Below are 21205 nucleotides of genomic sequence, written 5' to 3'. Positions count from 1 at the left end.
AAAGGCGATACTAGGCGCTTCCTTCGGGAGTGCATCAGGAACGTAATTGCGCTTCACCTTTTTAGTTCGATACGTGAAAGGAACCCTAAATGGACGACCAATTAAAACAAAGTGCCCTCGATTTCCATGAATTCCCTATCCCAGGAAAAATTCAAGTCTCCCCGACTAAGCCGCTGGCAACGCAGCGCGACCTTGCGCTGGCCTACTCTCCGGGCGTAGCGGCGCCGTGTCTGGAAATCGAAAAAGACCCGCTGGCGGCGTACAAATATACGGCGCGCGGCAACCTGGTGGCAGTGGTATCAAACGGTACCGCGGTACTCGGGTTGGGGAATATCGGCGCGCTCGCCGGTAAACCCGTAATGGAAGGCAAGGGCGTTTTGTTCAAGAAGTTCGCCGGTATTGATGTTTTCGACATCGAGGTGGACGAAACCAACCCTGACAAATTTATCGACGTGGTTGCCGCACTGGAGCCAACCTTCGGCGGCATCAACCTGGAAGATATCAAAGCACCGGAATGTTTCTACATTGAGCAGAAACTGCGTGAACGTATGAACATTCCTGTGTTCCATGACGATCAGCACGGTACGGCTATCATCAGCACCGCAGCTATCCTCAATGGCCTGCGCGTCGTCGAGAAAAATATCTCCGACGTTCGCATGGTGGTTTCCGGCGCGGGCGCGGCGGCAATCGCCTGTATGAACCTGCTGGTGGCACTGGGGATGCAGAAACACAACATCGTGGTCTGCGACTCGAAGGGCGTGATTTACGAAGGCCGCGAGCCGAATATGGCGGAAACCAAAGCCGCTTATGCGGTAAAAGATGACGGTAAACGCAGCCTCGACGACGTGATTGCCGATGCCGATATCTTCCTTGGCTGCTCCGGTCCGAAAGTGCTGACTCAGGAGATGGTCAAGAAGATGGCGCGTGCGCCGATGATTCTGGCGCTGGCCAACCCCGAGCCGGAAATTCTGCCGCCGCTGGCAAAAGAAGTGCGTCCGGATGCGATTATCTGTACCGGCCGTTCAGACTACCCGAACCAGGTCAACAACGTGCTGTGCTTCCCGTTCATCTTCCGCGGCGCGCTGGACGTTGGCGCAACGGCGATTAACGAAGAGATGAAGCTGGCGGCAGTCCACGCGATTGCTGAACTGGCGCACGCCGAGCAGAGCGAAGTGGTGGCCTCCGCCTACGGTGACCAGGACCTGAGCTTTGGCCCGGAATATATTATTCCTAAGCCGTTCGATCCGCGTCTGATCGTCAAGATCGCCCCTGCGGTAGCGAAAGCGGCGATGGACTCCGGCGTGGCGAATCGTCCAATTGCCGATTTTGATGCCTACATCGAAAAACTGAGCGAGTTCGTCTACAAAACCAACCTGTTCATGAAGCCGATTTTCTCTCAGGCGCGTAAAGAGCCGAAGCGTATCGTGCTGGCAGAAGGGGAAGATAACCGCGTACTGCACGCCACGCAGGAGCTGATCACGCTGGGTCTGGCGAAGCCGATTCTGATTGGTCGCCCAAGCGTCATTGAAATGCGCCTGCAGAAACTGGGGCTGCAAATCAAAGCGGGCGTAGACTTCGAAATCGTTAACAACGAATCGGACCCGCGCTTTAAAGAGTACTGGCAGGAATACTACAACCTGATGAAGCGCCGCGGCATCACTCAGGAGCAGGCGCAGCGTGAAATGCGCAGCAACACCACCGCGATTGGCTCCATTATGGTGCTGCGCGGCGAAGCTGACGGCATGATCTGCGGCACCATTGGCGACTACCACGAGCACTTTAGCGCCGTACAGCCGCTGTTTGGCTACCGTGAAGGCGTTCATACCGCTGGTGCTATGAACGCACTGCTGCTGCCAAGCGGCAACACCTTTATTGCCGATACCTACGTCAACAACGATCCGACGCCGGAGCAGATTGCTGAAATCACCCTGATGGCGGCGGAAAGCGTACGTCGTTTCGGTATCGAACCGCGCGTGGCGCTGCTGTCACACTCTAACTTTGGCTCGTCCGACTGCCCGTCAGCCAGCAAAATGCGTGATGCGCTGGAGCTGGTGAAGGCGCGTGATCCTGAGTTGATGATTGACGGTGAGATGCACGGCGATGCTGCGCTGGTGGAAAGCATCCGTAATGATCGTATGCCGGACAGCCCGCTGAAAGGCTCCGCGAACATTCTGGTGATGCCAAATATGGAAGCGGCGCGCATCAGCTACAACCTGCTGCGCGTATCCAGCTCTGAAGGGGTAACCGTGGGGCCAGTGCTGATGGGGGTATCGAAGCCGGTACATATCCTGACGCCAATCGCTTCCGTTCGCCGTATCGTTAACATGGTGGCGCTGGCGGTAGTCGAAGCGCAAACCCAGCCGCTGTAACAATGCAGCCCGGGCGAGGCGTTTACGCCGACCCCGGGTTAGCTCAGAGCCAGTCTTTCACTTTTATAAACTCGCTCAAGGCGGCTTCCGGGCTGCCTTCTTCCGGCTGGAAGTTATACTCCCAGCGCACCAGCGGCGGCATCGACATTAGAATCGACTCCGTACGGCCCCCGGTCTGCAGGCCGAACAGCGTGCCGCGGTCCCACACCAGATTGAACTCCACGTAGCGCCCGCGGCGGTAGAGCTGAAAATCACGTTCGCGCTCACCGTATGGCATCGCGTTGCGACGCTCAACAATCGGCAGGTAGGCGTCGGTGAAGCCTTTCCCCACGGCCTGCATAAAGCCAAAGCAGTGGTCGAAGTCAGGCGTATTCAGGTCATCAAAGAACAGGCCGCCAATGCCGCGCTGCTCGTTGCGGTGCTTGAGATGGAAATAGTCGTCGCACCACTTTTTATAGCGCGGATAGACATCCTCGCCAAACGGCTGACACAGGTCGCGAGCGACGGTATGCCAGTGCACCGCATCTTCCTGAAAACCGTAATAGGGCGTTAAATCGAAGCCGCCGCCGAACCACCACACCGGCTCAGCGCCCGGCTTTTCAGCAATAAAGAAGCGCACGTTGGCGTGGCTTGTCGGCACGTACGGATTACGCGGGTGAACGACCAGAGAAACGCCCATCGCTTCAAAGCTGCGCCCGGCAAGCTCCGGGCGATGTGCGGTGGCGGAGGCGGGCATGGCGTCGCCGTAGACGTGGGAGAAGTTCACTCCGGCCTGTTCAAAGACGCTGCCGTCGCGCAGCACCCGGCTGCGACCGCCGCCGCCTGCTTCCCGCTGCCAGCTATCCTCGATAAAGGCGCTGCCGTCTACGCGCTCAAGCTGCTGGCAGATATCGTCCTGCAGCTTAAGCAGAAAGGCTTTCACCTGTTGTACGTTGATGGTCATTAACGTCTCTTCGCGTGGGCTTTCTGGTTATCAAACCAGTGGAAATAGCTGATGATGCCGGAGGCAATCGCATCGGCAATTTTCTGCCTGAACGCGGTGGTACCCAGCAGCTTTTCTTCACCTGGGTTGGTAATAAATGAGGTTTCGACCAGCACCGACGGAATGGACGGCGACTTCAGTACCACAAATGCGGCCTGTTCTGTGCTGCGGCTGTGCAGCTTGTGCACCGGCTTAATTTTCTTCAGTACGTGTGAGCCGAGCGTCAGGCTGTTTTTAATGGTGTCGGTCTGGACGAGGTCAAACAGCACCTGCTGGAGCAGATGGTCTTTATCCTTGGCCTTCTTACCGGCGAGTTCATCGGCGGCGTTCTCTTTATCCGACAGGTATTTTGCCATGGCGCTACTGGCCCCACGGTTCGAGAGGGCAAATACTGAGGCGCCCGCCGCAGAAGGGTTGGTAAAGCCGTCCGCGTGAATCGACATAAACAGATCCGCACCGTGCTGATGGGCAATTTCGACCCTGTCGTACAGCGGAATAAAGGTGTCGCCAGAGCGGGTCAATTTGGCATCGATACCGTTCTTTTGCAAAATAGCGCGGACGTTTTTGGCAATCGCCAGCACCACGTGTTTCTCTTTCGAACCGTTATGCCCAATGGCCCCGGTATCAATACCGCCGTGGCCTGGGTCCAGCATCACTAAGCGTCTGCCCGACGATTTTTTTGCCGGTTTGCTGTGACCGTTGCTGGTTTTTAAATTGGTCTCTTTAGCGACTGCCTGGGAGGCGATCCCCGACAGCGTGAGTGCAGCCAATCCGGCTTTTAGCACCTGGCGGCGCGAAGTCAGTATTTTTAAGGGTTTAAAAGTGCTCATTCCGGCCTGAGTTGTAAAAACAAGAATCTATATGTTATATCGTATCGCGATTTCGGTTACGACTGTTCGTGATGAGAATTGTTTTACTTTTCATTTCAATACGTGTCTGTACCGTATTATGCCATTTTTTTCACTGTGCCGCGTCAGATATTGGCTAAATTGCCCGTTCACGCCATAATCACTGTTTTTAAACCTGAAAAGGCGGGTAATACCATGGAGATACGCGTTTTTCGCCAGTCGGACTTTGAAGAGGTCATCACCCTGTGGGAGCGATGCGATCTGCTGCGGCCGTGGAACGACCCAGAGATGGACATCGAGCGCAAGGTAAACCACGACGTCAGCCTGTTCCTGGTCGCCGAAGTGAACGGTGAAGTTGTCGGCACCATTATGGGCGGTTACGACGGTCATCGTGGCTCCGCATATTATCTCGGCGTACACCCGGAATACCGGGGGCGCGGCATCGCCAATGCGCTGCTTAATCGCCTTGAGAAGAAGTTGATTGCCCGCGGCTGCCCGAAGATCCAGATTATGGTGCGCGAAGAAAACGACGTGGTGCTGGGGATGTACGAGCGTTTAGGCTATGAACACGCCGACGCACAAAGTTTAGGTAAGCGCCTGATAGAAGATGAAGAGTACTGAGTTTTCGCCCGCTGATTACGACCCGCAGGGCCGTCTGCGCCTGCCTTTCCTGTTCTGGTGCTTGCTGCTATTGCAGGCGCGGACGTGGGTACTGTTCCTGATGGCGGGCGCTTCGCGCGACCAGGGCGATGCGCTGCTGAATCTGTTTTATCCCGACCATAGCCTTTTCTGGATAGGTCTGATCCCCGGCGTACCGGCGGTACTGGCTTTTTTGCTGAGCGGGCGGCGGCATCTGTATCCACGCCTATGGCAATGGCTGCGCCCGGTGCTGATCTTCGCCCAACTGATTTTACTGCTCTGGCAGCCCTGTCTTTGGCTGAGCGGCGAAACGCTCTCTGGCATAGGCTTAAGTCTGTTTTTACTCGATATTTTTGCCTTATGGTGGCTTATCACCAACCGGCGTTTACACGCCTGTTTTACGGATGTCGCAGAATAGACGGCACTTTTTGTGTTTACTGGACTCCAATAGGCCTGACTTGAAAATATAGGAAGTATCAATGAAATCGCTGCGTTTACTCTTGTGTGCCCTCCCGCTGGCGCTGACCGGCTGCTCTACGCTGTCGTCGGTGAACTGGTCCGCCGCCTATCCGTGGAACTGGTTTGGTTCCTCTGCCGGCGTGACGGAGCAGGGCGTGGGCGGGCTTAGCGGCTCAACGGCGCTGAACGAGCAGGCGATTAGCGACGCGCTCGGCAGCAGCTACCGCCTGCGTAGCGGGATGAAAGCGCACGACGGTAATATCGTTCACTACTTTGAAGCACTGCGCGGCGACACGCTGGCGCTGGTGATTAACGGCGATAGCGGCACCGTCAGCCGTATTGATGTTCTTGATGACAGTATTGAAGCCGCTGATGACGTGAAGGTCGGCACCCCGTTCAATAAAGTTTACGATAAAGCCTTCGGCAACTGTCAGGCGACCACGGGGGACGACAGCAACGTCGTTGAGTGTAAGGCCAAAGGCAGCGAGCACATCAGCTATCAGTTCTCGGGCGACTGGCAGGGGCCGCAGGGTCTGATGCCGCCGGACGATACGCTGAAGAACTGGACGCTGAAGAAAATTATCTGGCGTCGCTAAATTTGACGCCAGATAGCCCGCAGATGTCAAAAGCGGGTACAATATGTGAGGTTTTTATATGCCACGATGTCGTGGCATTTTATTTCAGGAGGAGCGATGTCTCAGGTTCAGAGCGGCATTTTGCCGGAACATTGCCGTGCGGCGATTTGGATTGAAGCCAATCTCAAAGGGGACGTAAACGCCCTGCGCGCTGGCAGCAAAATTTTTGCCGAAAAGCTGGCGGCGTTTCAGGATAAATTCCCGGACGCGCATTTAGGCGCGGTGGTGGCGTTTGGTCACAACACCTGGCGTGAGCTGAGCGGCGGCGTAGGTGCAGAAGAGCTGAAAGACTTCCCTCCGTACGGTAAAGGACTTGCACCCTCCACGCAGTTTGATGTGCTGATCCACATTCTGTCACTTCGCCACGACGTTAACTTCTCCGTTGCCCAGGCGGCGCTGGCGGCGTTCGGTGATTCCCTGGACGTGCAGGAAGAAGTGCACGGTTTCCGCTGGGTTGAAGAGCGTGACCTGAGCGGCTTCGTTGATGGCACCGAAAACCCGGCGGGTGAAGAGACGCGCCGCGAAGTTGCGGTCATTAAAGACGGCTTTGATGCGGGCGGCAGCTATGTTTTCGTTCAGCGCTGGGAGCACAACCTCAAGCAGCTTAACCGCATGAGCGTGCCGGATCAGGAAATGATGTTTGGCCGTACCAAAGAAGCCAACGAAGAGATTGACGGCGACGAGCGCCCGGAAACCTCTCACCTGACCCGCGTTGACCTGAAAGAAGACGGCAAAGGGCTGAAAATTGTGCGCCAGAGCCTGCCTTACGGCACCGCGAGCGGCACTCATGGCCTCTATTTCTGCGCCTACTGCGCGCGTCTGCACAACATTGAGCAGCAGCTGCTGAGCATGTTTGGCGACACCGACGGTAAGCGTGATGCGATGCTGCGTTTCACCAAGCCGGTGACCGGTGGGTATTACTTTGCGCCTTCGCTGGATAAGCTGGTGGCGTTGTAGTTCGACGTTGCCCCCTCACCCTAACCCTCTCCCCGCAGGGGAGAGGGGACCGTTAGGTGCGGTTTGCTATTCCCCCTCTCCCTTTCAGGGAGAGGGCCGGGGTGAGGGTAATTGTGATACCAATGCCTCCAGAATTTGCGCCAACACCGCCTCCTCATTCCCCATCAACTCATTATTCCAGAACCGCAACACCCGCCACCTTTGTAACTCTAGCCATGCTGTTCTCCTTGCATCATATCCGGCCCTCTCATTATGCTGCCCACCATCCAGCTCCACCGCCAGACGAACCGCGCAGCAGGCAAAATCAAGAATATACGGCCCAACCGGATGCTGGCGACGGAACTTAAACTGCGCAAACCGACGATCCCGGAGCTGATACCACAAGCGGCGTTCATGGGGCGTAAGTCCTCGCCTTAACTGACGAGCAAAATCATAGGTATTTTCCATTCAGGCACTTTGCCTGGATGTTTTCGCTTTGTCAGAATGCTGTTACGATTCTGGAATCTCGCTTCAGAAAGCACCATTCTGGCGCTTATTCTCTTTTCAACTTCCAAATCACCAAACGGTATATAAAACCGTTACTCCTTTCGTCCCCGTTATAAATACACTGATGCTCAGAGAGTCCTCAAACGATAGGGTGCGCAATGGCTATGACGTTACTGAAAAAAAGATACCTGGCGCTGGCTGCTTCAATGCTGCTGGTGGCACAAGCACAGGCGACAGAGCTGTTAAATAGTTCTTATGACGTCTCCCGTGAGCTGTTTGCCGCCCTGAATACGCCGTTTGAGCAGCAATGGGCTAAGGATAACGCAGGTGACAAGCTGACTATTAAGCAGTCGCACGCCGGTTCTTCCAAGCAGGCACTGGCGATTTTGCAGGGCTTAAAAGCTGACGTTGTAACTTATAACCAGGTGACCGATGTGCAGATCCTGCATGATAAAGGCAACCTGATCCCGGCCGACTGGCAGTCTCGTTTACCGAACAACAGCTCACCGTTCTACTCGACCATGGCGTTCCTGGTGCGCAAGGGCAACCCGAAGCACATCGAAAGCTGGAATGATCTGGTGCGTCCGGACGTGAAGCTGATTTTCCCGAACCCGAAAACCTCCGGTAACGCGCGCTACACCTATCTGGCAGCGTGGGGCGCGGCGGATCAGGCTGACGGCGGCGATAAAGCCAAAACCCAGCAGTTTATGACCCAGTTCCTGAAAAACGTCGAAGTGTTTGATACCGGCGGCCGTGGGGCAACCACCACCTTCGTGGAGCGTGGTCTCGGCGATGTGCTGATCACTTTTGAGTCTGAAGTGAACAACATTCGTAAGCAGTATGAAGATCAGGGCTTCGAAGTCGTGGTGCCGAAGGTCAACATTCTGGCGGAGTTCCCGGTCGCGTGGGTAGACAAAAACGTCAACGCTAACGGTACCGAGAAGGCGGCGAAAGCCTACCTGAATTACCTGTATAGCCCGCAGGCGCAAACCATCATCACCGACTACTACTATCGCGTGAACAACCCGCAGGTGATGGACAAGCTGAAAGACAAATTCCCGCAGACCGAACTGTTCCGCGTGGAAGACAAGTTCGGTGCCTGGCCAGAAGTGATGAAAACCCATTTCGCCAGCGGTGGCGAGTTAGACAAGTTGTTAGCGGCGGGGCGTAAGTAATGTTTGCAGTCTCCTCCAGACGCGTGCTGCCGGGCTTTACCCTGAGCCTCGGCACCAGTCTGCTGTTTGTATGTTTAATTCTGCTGCTGCCGCTGAGCGCGCTGGTTATGCAGCTGGCGCAGATGAGCTGGTCGCAGTACTGGGAAGTGATCACCAACCCGCAGGTGGTGGCGGCCTATAAAGTGACGCTGCTGTCGGCGTTTGTGGCCTCGATTTTTAACGGCGTGTTTGGCCTGCTGATGGCGTGGATTTTAACCCGCTACCGTTTCCCGGGCCGCACGCTGCTGGACGCACTGATGGATCTGCCGTTTGCGCTGCCAACGGCGGTAGCGGGCCTGACGCTGGCGTCGCTGTTCTCGGTGAACGGCTTCTACGGCGAGTGGCTGGCGAAGTTTGATATCAAGGTGACCTATACCTGGCTCGGCATTGCGGTGGCGATGGCGTTTACCAGCATTCCGTTCGTGGTACGTACCGTACAGCCGGTGCTGGAAGAGTTAGGTCCCGAGTATGAAGAAGCGGCGGAAACCCTGGGCGCAACGCGCTGGCAGAGCTTCCGTAAAGTGGTGCTGCCGGAGCTGTCTCCGGCGCTGGTGGCGGGCGTGGCGCTGTCGTTCACCCGCAGCCTCGGCGAGTTTGGTGCGGTGATTTTCATCGCCGGTAACATCGCCTGGAAGACGGAAGTGACCTCGCTGATGATCTTTATTCGCCTGCAGGAGTTTGATTATCCGGCGGCGAGCGCGATTGCGTCGGTGATCCTCGCGGCCTCTCTGCTGCTGCTGTTCTCCATCAATACCTTGCAAAGTCGCTTTGGTCGACGTGTGGTAGGTCACTAATGGCGGAAGTTACTCAATTGAAACGCTATGACGCCCCCCGCATCAACTGGGGGAAATGGGTGCTGATTGGCATCGGGATGGTGGTGTCGGCCTTTATCCTGCTGGTGCCGATGATTTATATCTTCGTCCAGGCGTTTAGCAAAGGGCTGATGCCGGTTCTGCATAACCTGGCCGACCCGGACATGCTTCATGCCATTTGGCTGACGGTGATGATTGCGCTGATTACCGTGCCGGTGAACCTGGTGTTCGGCGTGCTGCTCGCCTGGCTGGTGACGCGCTTTAACTTCCCGGGGCGTCAGCTGCTGCTGACGCTGCTGGATATCCCGTTTGCCGTCTCGCCGGTGGTGGCGGGTCTGGTTTATCTGTTGTTCTACGGTTCCAACGGCCCGCTTGGCGGCTGGCTGGAAGCGCATAACCTGCAGATTATGTTTGCCTGGCCGGGCATGGTGCTGGTCACCATCTTCGTCACCTGCCCGTTCGTGGTTCGTGAACTGGTGCCGGTGATGTTGAGCCAGGGCAGCCAGGAAGACGAAGCGGCGGTGCTGCTTGGCGCTTCCGGCTGGCAGATGTTTAAACGCGTCACGTTGCCGAACATTCGCTGGGCGCTGCTGTACGGCGTGGTACTGACCAACGCCCGCGCTATCGGCGAGTTTGGCGCGGTGTCGGTGGTCTCTGGCTCGATTCGCGGCGAGACTCTGTCGTTACCGTTACAGATTGAACTGCTGGAGCAGGACTACAACACCGTCGGTTCCTTTACCGCCGCCGCGTTGCTGACCCTGATGGCTATTTTGACCTTGTTCTTAAAGAGTGCGTTGCAGTGGCGTTTGCATAATCAAGAAAAACGCGCGCAACAGGAGGGAAATCATGAGCATTGAGATTGCCAATATTAAGAAGTCTTTTGGTCGCACCCAGGTGCTGAATGATATCTCTCTGGATATCCCTTCCGGCCAGATGGTCGCGCTACTGGGGCCGTCCGGTTCCGGGAAAACCACGCTGCTGCGCATTATCGCCGGGCTGGAACACCAGACCAGCGGGCATATTCGCTTCCACGGTACCGACGTGAGTCGTCTGCACGCCCGTGATCGCAAGGTAGGTTTTGTTTTCCAGCACTACGCGCTGTTCCGCCATATGACGGTGTTCGACAACATCGCCTTTGGCCTGACCGTGCTGCCGCGCCGCGAGCGTCCAAACGCCGCGACCATTAAAGCCAAAGTGACCAAACTGCTGGAGATGGTGCAGCTTGCCCATCTGGCAGATCGCTACCCGGCACAGCTGTCCGGCGGGCAGAAACAGCGCGTGGCGCTGGCCCGTGCGCTGGCGGTTGAACCGCAGATTTTACTGCTCGACGAACCGTTCGGCGCGCTGGATGCGCAGGTGCGTAAAGAGCTGCGTCGCTGGCTGCGTCAACTGCACGAAGAGCTGAAATTCACCAGCGTCTTCGTTACCCACGACCAGGAAGAGGCGATGGAAGTCGCTAACCGCGTGGTGGTGATGAGCCAGGGCAATATCGAACAGGCCGACGAGCCGGATCAAGTATGGCGCGAGCCCGCGACCCGCTTTGTGCTGGAGTTTATGGGCGAAGTGAACCGTCTACAGGGCACCATTCGCGGTGGGCAGTTCCACGTTGGCGCGCACCGCTGGCCGCTGGGCTACACGCCGTCTTATCAGGGGCCAGTGGATCTGTTCCTGCGCCCGTGGGAAGTGGACGTGAGCCGTCGTACCAGCCTCGATTCTCCGCTGCCGGTGCAGGTGCTGGAAGCCAGCCCTAAAGGTCACTACACCCAATTAGTTGTTCAGCCTCTGGGGTGGTATCAGGAGCCGTTAACGGTGGTGATGCGCGGTGACGACGCGCCGCTGCGTGGCGATCGCCTGTTTGTCGGCCTGCAGAATGCGCGCCTGTACCACGGCGACCAGCGCATTGAGTCCCATGAGACGCTTGCTCTGGCAGAAACGGCCTGATAGCTTAATCGCACGTGGTTTTGCCGGGTGGCGCTACGCTTACCCGGCCTACAAGACAATATTGACAGGCCCGGTAAGCGAAACGCAGCCGGGCTTTTTATTGGACAGCAGAAGTGAATACATTAGAACAAACGATCGGCAACACGCCGCTGGTCAAATTACAACGTCTGGGGCCGGATAACGGCAGCGAAATCTGGATCAAGCTGGAAGGCAACAACCCGGCGGGGTCGGTCAAAGACCGCGCAGCGCTGTCGATGATTGTCGAAGCGGAAAAGCGCGGCGAAATTAAGCCGGGCGATGTGCTGATTGAAGCGACCAGTGGTAATACCGGCATTGCGCTGGCGATGATTGCCGCGCTCAAGGGCTACCAGATGAAGCTGCTGATGCCCGACAACATGAGCCAGGAACGTCGTGCGGCGATGCGTGCCTACGGTGCAGAGCTGATTCTGGTCACCAAAGAGCAGGGGATGGAAGGGGCGCGCGATTTAGCGCTTGAAATGGCCCAACGTGGCGAAGGCAAGCTGCTGGATCAGTTCAACAACCCGGATAACCCGTACGCGCACTACACCACCACCGGCCCGGAAATCTGGCAGCAGACGGCGGGGCGCATGACCCATTTCGTCTCCAGCATGGGGACCACCGGCACCATTACCGGCGTGTCGCGCTTTTTACGCGAGCAGGACAAAGCGGTCACTATCGTTGGTCTGCAGCCGGAAGAGGGCAGCAGTATTCCGGGCATTCGCCGCTGGCCGGCAGAGTATATGCCGGGTATTTTCAATGCCAGTCTTGTCGATCAGGTGCTGGATATCCACCAGAACGACGCGGAAAACACTATGCGCGCGCTGGCGGTGAAAGAAGGCGTATTCTGCGGTGTGAGTTCCGGTGGTGCGGTGGCGGGCGCCATTCGCGTGGCAGAGCAAAACCCGGGAGCGGTAGTGGTAGCGATCATCTGCGATCGTGGCGATCGCTACCTCTCAACCGGCGTGTTTGGCGAAGAGCACTTCAGCCAGGGCGCAGGGATTTAAATCTCGGGATTATCCAGCAGGTCTGTGCCGTAGGAGTTATCTACGGTACAAAGCCAGCGGCCCGCAAACTGTTGAAAAACGTAGGTGGCGCGGCGCGTGACCTGCGTTGAACCGCCCTCCGCCAACGGAATATCCAGCCGAGTTTCCATGATCACCAGCGCGTTATCACCGCCTTCAATTATTTCCATTCGCCCCTGCGTCACCACCAGCCGGTGCCCAAAGTAGTCGGCAATGGCAATAAACGCTTTGCGGATATTCTCTTTGCCGCTGACGACCATACCCGGCTTGACCACCAGAGTGGCGTCGTCGGCGTAGTATTCCATTAGCGTGGCGTAGTCTTCCTGCGAGATAGCGCGGTCGCAGGCTTCGATAACGGCTTTTAGCGATGTTGCTGGCATGGGTTCTCCTCATCCCCGGAGTCGGCTTCGCCTCGTCCGGGCTACGGTTTGGTGTTTTGTAGCCCGGCCAAGCGTAGCGCCGCCGGGAATGCTTCAACCTTACTGGGTCAGCTTATCAAGGAATTCCCATAACTTCTGGTTCATTTCGCGATAATCGTGCGCGCGCATCTCCTCCACCGAACGGATAAACGGTTTGCCTTTGGCCTCCGCCAGTTCCTGCTCGGAGTGCTGAATTAACCCTTCTACGGCATCAGCGGTAAATTCCATATGGCACTGGAAACCATAAACCTTATCGCGATACTGAACGATTTGGCGCGGGCAGCCTGCGCTTTCGGCCAGAATCACTGTCTCTGCGGTCAGGCCCGGCATATCGTTATGCCAGTGGCCTACGGTCAGCGGTGAGCCGAAATGGCTGAACAGCGGATGTTCAAGCCCTGCTGAGGTGAGCGTAATCGGGTAGTGACCAATCTCTTTATCCGGGCTCTGCTGCACTTCTGCACCTAGCGCTTCGCCAATCAGCTGCGAGCCGAGACAGATCCCTACCACGACATGCCCGACCTCAATCGCCTGACGAATCAGCCGTTGCTCGGCTTTCGAGTCAAAATAAGGGCACTCGGCAAGCGTGGTGCGCGGCGACTGCGGGCCGCCAAAGACCACCAGCATATCAAAACCGTCGGCGCTCTCCGGCACCACCTCCCCGGTATACACATGGGTCTCGCTCACGATGTGGCCGCGCGTCGCAGCCCAGGGCAGGTAGGCACCCGCAGACTCAAATGATTCATGAATAACAAAATGGACTCGCACGGATGTTCTCCTGTTAGTGGCTCAGCGCCTGACGAATATCGCCAGCCAGCCGGTTGATGTCGTTGTCGTTGAGTGTTGAAAGCGTAATGCGCAGGCCCTGCGCTGGCGCCTGCACGCCAAAAGCGTCCCCCTCGCGCACCAGCCAGCCGGATTTGGCGAGCGCAAAGGCCGTTTCATGGCTGGAATCAGCGAGCGGCAGCCAGAAGTTCAGGCCGTCGCCGGGGGCAATATTGGTGACGCCTTGCGCCTGAAGCGCCTCGGCCATTTTTTGTTGCTGCCCGGCGTAAAACTGGCGAGTCTGCTCAAGGGATTGCTGGAAGTCCGGGTCGCTTAAGCAGGCGTAGACCAGATCCTGCAACAGGTGGCTGACCCATTGGCTGCCGGCGTTCAGCCGCAGCCTCAGCTTCGCCGAAGTGGTTTTATCGCTGGCGACAAAGGCCAGCCGCAGGTCCGGACCCAGCGTTTTTGACATCGAGCGCACCACCGCCCAGTGCTGCGTCTGCGACGCAATGACCGGATGCCATGGCGCTTCGGCGAGCAGGGCAAAGTGGTCGTCGATAATCACCAGCGTTTGCGGGTAGCGGATTAACACTTGCTGTAAAGCGGCGGCGCGGGCGGCGCTAAGGCTGTACCCGGTAGGATTATGGGCGCGCGGCGTCAGAATCACCGCACGAGCGCCTTTGCTCAGCGCCTGCTCCAGCTTTTCCGGCAGCATACCTTCCTGGTCGATGGGAACCGGGCTGGCCCTAAAGCCGCTGTAGCGCAGCATGCTGATGCTGCTCAGAAAGCAGGGGTCTTCAACGGCAACGCTATCACCGGGCAGCAGATGGGCGCTCAGGAGGCGCTCAATGGCATCAATTGCCCCGCTGGTGAGGTCGATTTCTCCCGCTGCGGGCATGGCGTCCTGCATCCACTTCGCCGCCCAGTCAGCCAGCGCTGGCAACACCGGCGTATCGCCATACAGGCGCGGTGAGCAGCTAATATGGGAGAGATACTGAGCCAGGTTTGGCAGCCGTGCCGTGGCGGGATTGCCGCTGGAGAGATCGGTAAGCGGGGTATGCGGGTTACCGCCCTCCAGCGCCACCGGAGCGACGGTCTCTTTAACCACGGTACCGTTACGACCCAGGCTCAGCGCCAGCCCGGAGGTGACCAGCCGCTTATAGGCGGACGCCACCGTATTGCGGTTAACGCCAAGCTGGGCGGCCAGTTCACGTACCGGCGGCAGCGTTTCTCCCTTCGCTAAGGCTCCGCTGGTGATATGCTGACGAATACTGTCAAAGATTTCGTTGGCGCTTTTTCCGTCGATCATTATTGACCTATGACAAAATGAATTTTAGCATATGACGATAATAGTGAGGCGTTAGCCCGCTGTCCAGAGTCAGAGGAGAAGGTGATGGGGCAGGATAGTGAAATACAGTCGGTGCTCTTCAACGATACGCACCGGGCATTACAGACGGACATCGTGGCCGTTCAGTCACAGGTGGTCTACGGCAGCGTAGGCAACAGCATCGCGGTACCGGCGATTAAATCCCACGGTCTGCGGGTGACCGCCGTGCCGACGGTGCTGTTCAGCAACACGCCGCACTACGAGACGTTCTACGGCGGCGTTATTCCCGGTGAGTGGTTCGGCGGCTACCTGAAGGCGCTGAACGAGCGTGATGCGCTGCGTGAGCTGAAAGCGGTCACCACCGGCTATATGGGCAGCGCGGAGCAGATTGCGTTGCTGGCTGAGTGGCTGAAAACGGTACAGGTGTCGCATCCGGATATCTGCATCCTGGTCGACCCGGTGATTGGCGATGTCGACAGTGGGATCTACGTGAAGGCGGAAATTCCGGAGGCCTACCGTACTCATCTGCTGCCGCTGGCGCAGGGGCTGACGCCGAACGTGTTCGAACTGGAAATGCTCAGCGGCAAGCCATGCCGTACGCTGGATGAAGCGATTCTGGCGGCGAAATCAATGCTCAGCGATACGCTGAAGTGGGTGGTGATCACCAGCGCGCCGGGGCAGACGGAAAACAATATTACGGTTGCCGTGGTGACGCCGGAATCGACAGAGGTGATTGAGCATCCACGTCTGGAAACGGACCTGAAAGGGACGGGCGATCTGTTCTGTGCTGAGCTCATTAGCGGCATTGTGCAGCAACAGCCGTTGGCTGCAGCCGCGCATGCGGCGGCAGAAAGGGTGCTGGCAGTGATGAGTTGGACGCAGCAATGCGGTTGTGATGAGTTAATACTGCCACCGGCAGGGGAGGTGCGATGAAGTGTTATCGTCTGGTTATTCGGCATAATGGCCGTCTGGTAGGGCATTTTGATACCAGCGGGCAGGATGCCCTTGAGGATGCCTGCGTCGCGCGGGCGATGTTTGGCGTGACCGGTGGCTATCAGTGTGAACTGCTGGTGTCTGATTCTGAGCGTCGAATGCTGGAAAGCGGGCCGGAAGGGATGAAAGTTCTGATGCGCGAGCCGTGTTTCCGCCCGGTGACGTCGCAGCTGTGACCTGGCCTACAGGCAAAAAAAATGGCGCCAATCGGCGCCATTTCTATATGCAATTAAGCATTACTTCTTAATGCGGATGACTGGGGTTTCACCCACAGTTACGCTACCGGACAGTTTGATCAGTTCTTTGATCTCGTCCATGTTGGAGATAACAACCGGAGTCAGGGTAGACTTGGCTTTTTCTTCCAGCAGAGCCAGATCGAACTCAATCACGGTATCGCCAACTTTAACGCGCTGGCCTTCTTCCGCGATACGAGTGAAACCTTCGCCTTTCAGTTCAACGGTATCGATACCGAAGTGAACGAACAGCTCGATGCCGCTATCGGATTCGATAGAGAAAGCGTGGTTGGTTTCAAAGATTTTACCGATGGTGCCGTCAACCGGCGCAACCATTTTGTTGCCGGTCGGTTTGATAGCAATGCCATCGCCAACGATTTTCTCAGCAAACACTACGTCCGGCACGTCTTCGATGTTGACGATTTCGCCAGAGAGCGGTGCAATGATCTCAATGGTTCCGGTGTCTTTTTTATCATCAGAAACCAGAGATTTCAGTTTATCGAACAAACCCATGATCTTCTCCTAAGCAGTAATTTGGGCCGCATCTCGTGGATTAGCAGATTGTTTTTTCTTCAATGAACTTGTTCACCAACGCCAGCAGTTCGTCTGTAGTTGGTTGAGCAAGTGCTTGCTCTGCTAAAACCTTTGCATCTTCGAAGTTCGTGTTACGGATAATCTTCTTAATGCGTGGGATAGAAATGGCGCTCATAGAGAATTCGTCCAGACCCATACCCAGCAACAGAAGTGTAGCACGTTCGTCGCCTGCAAGCTCACCACACATGCCAGTCCATTTGCCTTCAGCATGAGAAGCATCAATAACTTGCTTGATCAAAGTGAGGACAGACGGTGACATTGGCTGGTAAAGATGTGAAATCATATCATTACCACGGTCAACTGCCAGAGTATACTGCGTTAAATCATTGGTACCGATACTAAAGAAATCAACTTCTTTGGCTAAATGACGAGCGATAGTCGCAGCGGCAGGGGTTTCTACCATCACGCCAATCTCAATCGTTTCGTCAAACGCTTTACCTTCGTCGCGCAGTTCCTGTTTGTAGATTTCGATCTCTTTCTTCAGTGCACGCACTTCTTCAACAGAGATGATCATTGGGAACATGATGCGCAGTTTGCCGAAAGCAGAGGCACGCAGGATAGCGCGAACCTGGTCACGCAGGATCTCTTTACGATCCATTGCGATACGCACGGCACGCCAGCCCAGGAACGGGTTCTCTTCTTTCGGGAAGTTCATGTACGGCAGCTCTTTGTCGCCACCGATGTCCATGGTACGGACGATGACTGCCTGAGAGCCACACGCTTCAGCCACAGCTTTGTACGCCGCAAACTGCTCTTCTTCAGTTGGCAGCGCGTCGCGGTCCATGAACAGGAATTCGGTGCGGTACAGACCAACACCTTCAGCGCCGTTACGCTCAGCACCGTCGATATCACGAACGGTACCGATGTTGGCGCAAACTTCAACCTGGTGGCCATCAAGGGTGATTGCCGGCAGGTCTTTCAGTTTAGCCAGTTCGGCTTTCTCATTGGCAACCTGCTCCTGAATGGCGCGCAGTTGCTCAATTTCTTCGTTAGTTGGGTTGACGTAAACCTGGTTGTTTACGGCATCCAGAATCAGATAGTCGCCATTTTTCACCTGAGTGGTGACGCTACCGGTACCCACGATCGCTGGCAGTTCCAGGGAACGCGCCATGATGGAGGTGTGGGAAGTACGGCCACCGACGTCAGTGATGAAACCCAGCACCTTCTTCAGGTTCAGCTGTGCGGTTTCGGACGGCGTCAGGTCTGCGGCAACCAGGATAACTTCATCCTGAATGGCGCTCAGGTCAATAATGGCCAGACCCAGGATGTTGCGCAGCAGGCGCTTACCGATGTCACGTACGTCAGCCGCACGTTCTTTCAGGTATTCATCATCCAGTTCTTCCAGGGCAGTTGCCTGACCTTCGATAACTTCATGCGCAGCTGCGTCAGCCGTCATGTTCTTATCTTTAATCAGGGCTATGATTTCCTGCTCCAGCTCCTCATCTTCGAGCAGCATGATGTGCCCTTCGAAGATGGCTTCTTTTTCTTCACCGAAAGTTTCGCCAGCTTTAGTCTTGATAGCTTCCAGCTGAGCTGACGCTTTAGAACGGCCGCTCAGAAAACGTTCAACTTCCTGCTCAACTTTATCGGCAGAAATTTTCTTCCGGTCGATGACAATTTCATCTTCTTTCAGCAGCAGTGCTTTGCCGAAAGCGATACCCGGGGATGCTAAAATGCCTGAAATCATAACCCTACCTTACTTGTGACTGATATTTAAAAGAACTCGTTGAACTTACTCGAGTTCAGCCATCAGTTTAACCAGATGTTCAACTGCTTTCTGCTCGTCTTCACCTTCTGCGGACAGGGTAACAACGGTGCCTTGGGTCAGACCCAGAGTTTGCAGTTTGAACAGGCTTTTTGCGCTAGCGCTTTTTCCGTTGGAGGTCACAGTGATCTCGGAAGTGAAGCCTTTCGCTTCTTTAACAAACTGAGCAGCAGGGCGGGTATGCAGACCGTTCGGAGCGGTAATGGTAACTTCTTGCTGGAACATTATATTTCCCCAACTTATAGGTTTAGTGTTGTGGAACTAAAGTCTAGCCTGGTGGATAGACTTTAGCCTGTATTACAAATCAAGCGACGCCCACAAAATCAGCACTACCATCGGCGACAAACCATCCGACGCAGACGCTTCTGGCCTTTGACGTTTCGCTTATCATTAAACATTATGCCGTGAAAGCAGGATTTGAACCAAATCATAAAATCGATTCAGCTTATGGAAAACCTGTTAAGAATAATTTCGCGGCTCAAAATAAATATGAGAGGTTAAATACCAGACCTACGGAGGTGAATCAATGCCAGGGGGGGTAAAAGTTTGATGCATGCCACAAAAAAGCACCCATTTGGGTGCTTTTTTACACGATTTTAACCAACTGGCATTACTGTTGCAGTTCTTTCTCGGTGAAGAGATCTGCGAACAGCGCCGTGCTTAAATAACGCTCACCCGAAGACGGTAGGATAACCACAATATTCTTATTGGTAAAGGTTTCATCTTCCTGGAGTTTCAATGCTGCGGCAACCGCGGCACCGGAAGAGATACCCGCCAGAATGCCTTCTTCTTCCATCAGGCGACGCGCCGTGGAGATAGCTTCTTCGTTGGTGATGGCGACGACTTTATCGATCAGCTTCAGATCAAGGTTGCCAGGGATGAAACCTGCGCCGATCCCCTGAATCTTATGTGGGCCTGGCTTCAGTTCTTCACCCGCCAGCGCCTGGGCGATAACCGGAGAGTCGGTTGGCTCAACGGCGACCGAGATCAGATCTGTTTTGCCTTTGGTATTTTTAATGTAGCGCGTTACGCCGGTCAGCGTACCGCCGGTGCCGACGCCCGCAATGAATACGTCAACCTGACCGTCGGTATCTTCCCAGATTTCCGGGCCGGTGGTCTTTTCGTGAATTTCCGGGTTAGCCGGGTTGCTGAACTGCTGCAGCAGCAGGAATTTTTCCGGGTTGCTGGCAACAATCTCTTCGGCTTTCTGAATCGCGCCTTTCATGCCTTTCGCGCCTTCGGTCAGTACCAGGTTCGCGCCAAGTGCTTTCAGCAGCTTACGGCGTTCAACACTCATGGTTTCCGGCATGGTCAGCGTCAGCTTATAACCACGTGCGGCAGCGACATAGGCCAGAGCGATACCGGTGTTACCGCTGGTTGGCTCAACCAGTTCGATGCCAGGCTTCAGCACGCCGCGTTTTTCGGCATCCCAAATCATATTGGCACCGATACGGCATTTGACGCTGAAGCTTGGGTTACGTGACTCAACCTTCGCCAGAATGCGCCCGTTACCGATGCGGTTCAGTCGTACCAGTGGTGTATGACCGATAGTCAGGGAGTTATCTTCAAAAATCTTACTCATGGCCTATCCTTAACTGTATGAAATTTGGGGTACTGGTCCAGCATACCTGCTTAAAGATTCTGCGGAAGTAAGGATTTCGCATATCTATATACTGAAGGGAAATAATGGCAAGCGGGATGGAATAAGGCAGGGCATAAGCCCCGCCTGGAGAGGTGATTACTTCCACATGGCGTGTTTGTCGCGATAGCAGTCAACCCACATCGCCGTTGCGCCGCAGATGGCGACCGGAATAATTACCAGATTCAGCACCGGAATCAGGGTAAACAGACTCACTAGCGACCCGAACTGCATATTGGTGACTTTGCGAGTTCGCAGGGCCTGGCGCATGGTTTTAAACGGTACTTTATGGTTGTCGAACGGGTAGTCGCAGTACTGGATAGCCAGCATCCACGCGCTGAACAGGAACCACAGCACCGGCGCGACCGTCTGACCAATGCCCGGAATAAAGTACAGCAGGAACAGTACAATCGCGCGCGGCAGATACCATGCCAGCTTCTGCCATTCACGCTTCATGATGCGCGGCAGATCTTTCATGATGCCAACCACTCCAGTATCCGGCGGCGTCGCGCCGGTTAAGCGCGCTTCCAGCTGTTCTGCCAGCAGGCCGTTGAACGGCGCGGCAATCCAGTTGGCAATGGTCGAGAAGAAGTAGCCAAACACCAGCAGAATTGAAATCACCACCACCGGCCAGAGTAGATAGCTCAGCCACTGCAGCCAGTCGGGGATACGATTCATTAAGGATGGGATCCAGCTTTCCAGCTTGCTGAACAGCCACCAGAAGGCGCCGCCCATCAGGATGATATTGACCAACAGCGGTAAGATGACGAATCGGCGGATGCCCGGCAAGCCGATCAGTTTCCAGCCCTGAGAGAAATAGTAGACGCCGCTACGTGCGGCAGGGGTGGACGATGAAACCATGGTCAGGTGAAGCTCCTTTTACGGACTACATTGAAAAGACGACTATATATTATCGGGTTGTTGGACAATGACCAGTTAGGAAATGTTCGAAAAAACAGCAAAAAGTACGATTTAACGCATCTTTATGCGGTGAATGTCATGTGCACACTTGCACTTGACGTGATGGGCAAATACTCTTAGTGAGTAAATGTTTGCCGTGGTGGCAAGGTGTTAGAACAACAGAG

Annotated in this window: 23 protein-coding genes; 12 read left to right on the top strand and 11 right to left on the bottom strand. The window is 55.6% G+C overall.

Translation table 11 applies throughout. The features are described from left to right. Positions 1–89 precede the first annotated feature (89 nt). Positions 90–2369, top strand: coding sequence for an NADP-dependent oxaloacetate-decarboxylating malate dehydrogenase (gene maeB / locus FHC49_RS00780; RefSeq protein WP_220438257.1), 2280 nt, complete (start codon positions 90–92; stop codon positions 2367–2369). A gap of 43 nt (positions 2370–2412) precedes the next feature. On the opposite strand, the gene hemF is transcribed toward maeB, so the two are convergent. Beyond that, the gene (gene hemF, locus FHC49_RS00775; protein WP_185669898.1) at positions 2413–3312 is read right to left on the bottom strand and encodes an oxygen-dependent coproporphyrinogen oxidase; all 900 of its coding nucleotides are present in this window, start codon (positions 3310–3312) and stop codon (positions 2413–2415) included. Continuing rightward, positions 3312–4181, bottom strand: coding sequence for an N-acetylmuramoyl-L-alanine amidase AmiA (gene amiA, locus FHC49_RS00770; protein WP_185669899.1), 870 nt, complete (start codon positions 4179–4181; stop codon positions 3312–3314). The genes hemF and amiA overlap by 1 nt, the downstream gene beginning before the upstream one ends. A gap of 213 nt (positions 4182–4394) precedes the next feature. Here amiA and FHC49_RS00765 point away from each other — a divergent pair, with 213 nt between their 5' ends. The 4 genes from FHC49_RS00765 (at position 4395) to FHC49_RS00750 (ending at position 6889) form a co-directional block, all read left to right on the top strand. Beyond that, positions 4395–4820 carry a GNAT family acetyltransferase gene (locus FHC49_RS00765; protein ID WP_035891508.1) on the top strand — a complete coding sequence of 142 codons (426 nt, stop codon included), beginning with the start codon at positions 4395–4397 and terminating at the stop codon, positions 4818–4820. Further along, complete coding sequence (locus tag FHC49_RS00760) at positions 4807–5256, top strand: DUF2919 domain-containing protein (protein WP_185669900.1); 450 nt, start codon at positions 4807–4809, stop codon at positions 5254–5256. Before FHC49_RS00765 ends, FHC49_RS00760 begins: the two co-directional genes overlap by 14 nt. Before the next feature lie 61 nt (positions 5257–5317). Then, the gene (locus tag FHC49_RS00755; protein WP_185669901.1) at positions 5318–5893 is read left to right on the top strand and encodes an RpoE-regulated lipoprotein; all 576 of its coding nucleotides are present in this window, start codon (positions 5318–5320) and stop codon (positions 5891–5893) included. A 96-nt stretch (positions 5894–5989) separates the two neighbouring features. After that, positions 5990–6889: a Dyp-type peroxidase gene (locus FHC49_RS00750; protein ID WP_220438255.1), complete on the top strand. Its 900-nt coding sequence runs from the start codon at positions 5990–5992 to the stop codon at positions 6887–6889. Positions 6890–6973: 84 nt separating this feature from the next. Here the strand turns inward: FHC49_RS00750 and FHC49_RS00745 are convergent, their stop codons facing one another. After that, positions 6974–7336, bottom strand: coding sequence for an endonuclease domain-containing protein (locus tag FHC49_RS00745; protein ID WP_185669903.1), 363 nt, complete (start codon positions 7334–7336; stop codon positions 6974–6976). 197 nt (positions 7337–7533) lie between these two features. On the opposite strand from FHC49_RS00745, the gene FHC49_RS00740 reads away from it, so the two are divergent. From FHC49_RS00740 to cysM, 5 genes are all read left to right on the top strand, one after another. Further along, positions 7534–8550: a sulfate ABC transporter substrate-binding protein gene (locus tag FHC49_RS00740; RefSeq protein WP_220438254.1), complete on the top strand. Its 1017-nt coding sequence runs from the start codon at positions 7534–7536 to the stop codon at positions 8548–8550. Next, complete coding sequence (gene cysT / locus FHC49_RS00735; RefSeq protein WP_185669904.1) at positions 8550–9383, top strand: sulfate/thiosulfate ABC transporter permease CysT; 834 nt, start codon at positions 8550–8552, stop codon at positions 9381–9383. Before FHC49_RS00740 ends, cysT begins: the two co-directional genes overlap by 1 nt. After that, positions 9383–10258, top strand: coding sequence for a sulfate/thiosulfate ABC transporter permease CysW (gene cysW, locus FHC49_RS00730; RefSeq protein WP_185669905.1), 876 nt, complete (start codon positions 9383–9385; stop codon positions 10256–10258). Before cysT ends, cysW begins: the two co-directional genes overlap by 1 nt. Then, positions 10248–11342, top strand: a complete 1095-nt coding sequence (gene cysA, locus FHC49_RS00725; RefSeq protein ID WP_185669906.1) for a sulfate/thiosulfate ABC transporter ATP-binding protein CysA — start codon at positions 10248–10250, stop codon at positions 11340–11342. The genes cysW and cysA overlap by 11 nt, the downstream gene beginning before the upstream one ends. A gap of 113 nt (positions 11343–11455) precedes the next feature. Further along, positions 11456–12367 (top strand): cysteine synthase CysM, encoded by a 912-nt coding sequence (gene cysM / locus FHC49_RS00720; RefSeq protein WP_220438253.1) that lies wholly within the window; start codon positions 11456–11458, stop codon positions 12365–12367. On the opposite strand, the gene FHC49_RS00715 is transcribed toward cysM, so the two are convergent. The 3 genes from FHC49_RS00715 to ptsJ all read right to left on the bottom strand — a co-directional run bounded on the left by FHC49_RS00715 (position 12364) and on the right by ptsJ (position 14878). After that, complete coding sequence (locus FHC49_RS00715; RefSeq protein WP_185669908.1) at positions 12364–12765, bottom strand: DUF4440 domain-containing protein; 402 nt, start codon at positions 12763–12765, stop codon at positions 12364–12366. The genes cysM and FHC49_RS00715 overlap by 4 nt on opposite strands. A gap of 99 nt (positions 12766–12864) precedes the next feature. Then, complete coding sequence (locus tag FHC49_RS00710; RefSeq protein ID WP_220438252.1) at positions 12865–13569, bottom strand: type 1 glutamine amidotransferase; 705 nt, start codon at positions 13567–13569, stop codon at positions 12865–12867. A gap of 13 nt (positions 13570–13582) precedes the next feature. Continuing rightward, positions 13583–14878 (bottom strand): transcriptional regulator PtsJ, encoded by a 1296-nt coding sequence (ptsJ, locus tag FHC49_RS00705; protein ID WP_220438251.1) that lies wholly within the window; start codon positions 14876–14878, stop codon positions 13583–13585. A gap of 84 nt (positions 14879–14962) precedes the next feature. Between ptsJ and pdxK the strand changes: the two genes are divergently transcribed. Both pdxK and FHC49_RS00695 read left to right on the top strand, forming a co-directional pair. Beyond that, on the top strand, positions 14963–15829 hold the full coding sequence (gene pdxK / locus FHC49_RS00700) for a pyridoxine/pyridoxal/pyridoxamine kinase (RefSeq protein WP_220438250.1): 867 nt from the start codon (positions 14963–14965) through the stop codon (positions 15827–15829). After that, entirely contained in the window at positions 15826–16065 is a 240-nt protein-coding gene (locus tag FHC49_RS00695; RefSeq protein ID WP_115073804.1) for a cytoplasmic protein, read from the top strand. Before pdxK ends, FHC49_RS00695 begins: the two co-directional genes overlap by 4 nt. A 60-nt stretch (positions 16066–16125) precedes the next feature. Here FHC49_RS00695 and crr read toward each other — a convergent pair whose 3' ends face one another. The 5 genes from crr to cysZ all read right to left on the bottom strand — a co-directional run bounded on the left by crr (position 16126) and on the right by cysZ (position 20981). Then, positions 16126–16635 carry a PTS glucose transporter subunit IIA gene (gene crr / locus FHC49_RS00690; protein WP_185669912.1) on the bottom strand — a complete coding sequence of 170 codons (510 nt, stop codon included), beginning with the start codon at positions 16633–16635 and terminating at the stop codon, positions 16126–16128. 40 nt (positions 16636–16675) lie between these two features. Then, on the bottom strand, positions 16676–18403 hold the full coding sequence (ptsI, locus tag FHC49_RS00685) for a phosphoenolpyruvate-protein phosphotransferase PtsI (RefSeq protein ID WP_185669913.1): 1728 nt from the start codon (positions 18401–18403) through the stop codon (positions 16676–16678). Between the two features lie 45 nt (positions 18404–18448). Further along, positions 18449–18706 carry a phosphocarrier protein Hpr gene (gene ptsH / locus FHC49_RS00680; RefSeq protein ID WP_002913505.1) on the bottom strand — a complete coding sequence of 86 codons (258 nt, stop codon included), beginning with the start codon at positions 18704–18706 and terminating at the stop codon, positions 18449–18451. A gap of 385 nt (positions 18707–19091) precedes the next feature. Next, the gene (gene cysK / locus FHC49_RS00675; protein WP_035896911.1) at positions 19092–20063 is read right to left on the bottom strand and encodes a cysteine synthase A; all 972 of its coding nucleotides are present in this window, start codon (positions 20061–20063) and stop codon (positions 19092–19094) included. A gap of 156 nt (positions 20064–20219) precedes the next feature. Beyond that, positions 20220–20981 carry a sulfate transporter CysZ gene (gene cysZ, locus FHC49_RS00670; RefSeq protein ID WP_220438249.1) on the bottom strand — a complete coding sequence of 254 codons (762 nt, stop codon included), beginning with the start codon at positions 20979–20981 and terminating at the stop codon, positions 20220–20222. Between the last annotated feature and the right edge of the window lie 224 nt (positions 20982–21205).

The organism is Kluyvera sp. EC_51, assembly GCF_019584505.1.
GTDB lineage: Bacteria > Pseudomonadota > Gammaproteobacteria > Enterobacterales > Enterobacteriaceae > Kluyvera > Kluyvera sichuanensis.
Note: the sequence above shows the minus strand (reverse complement) of the source record. Positions and strands in the feature narration are given on the sequence as shown.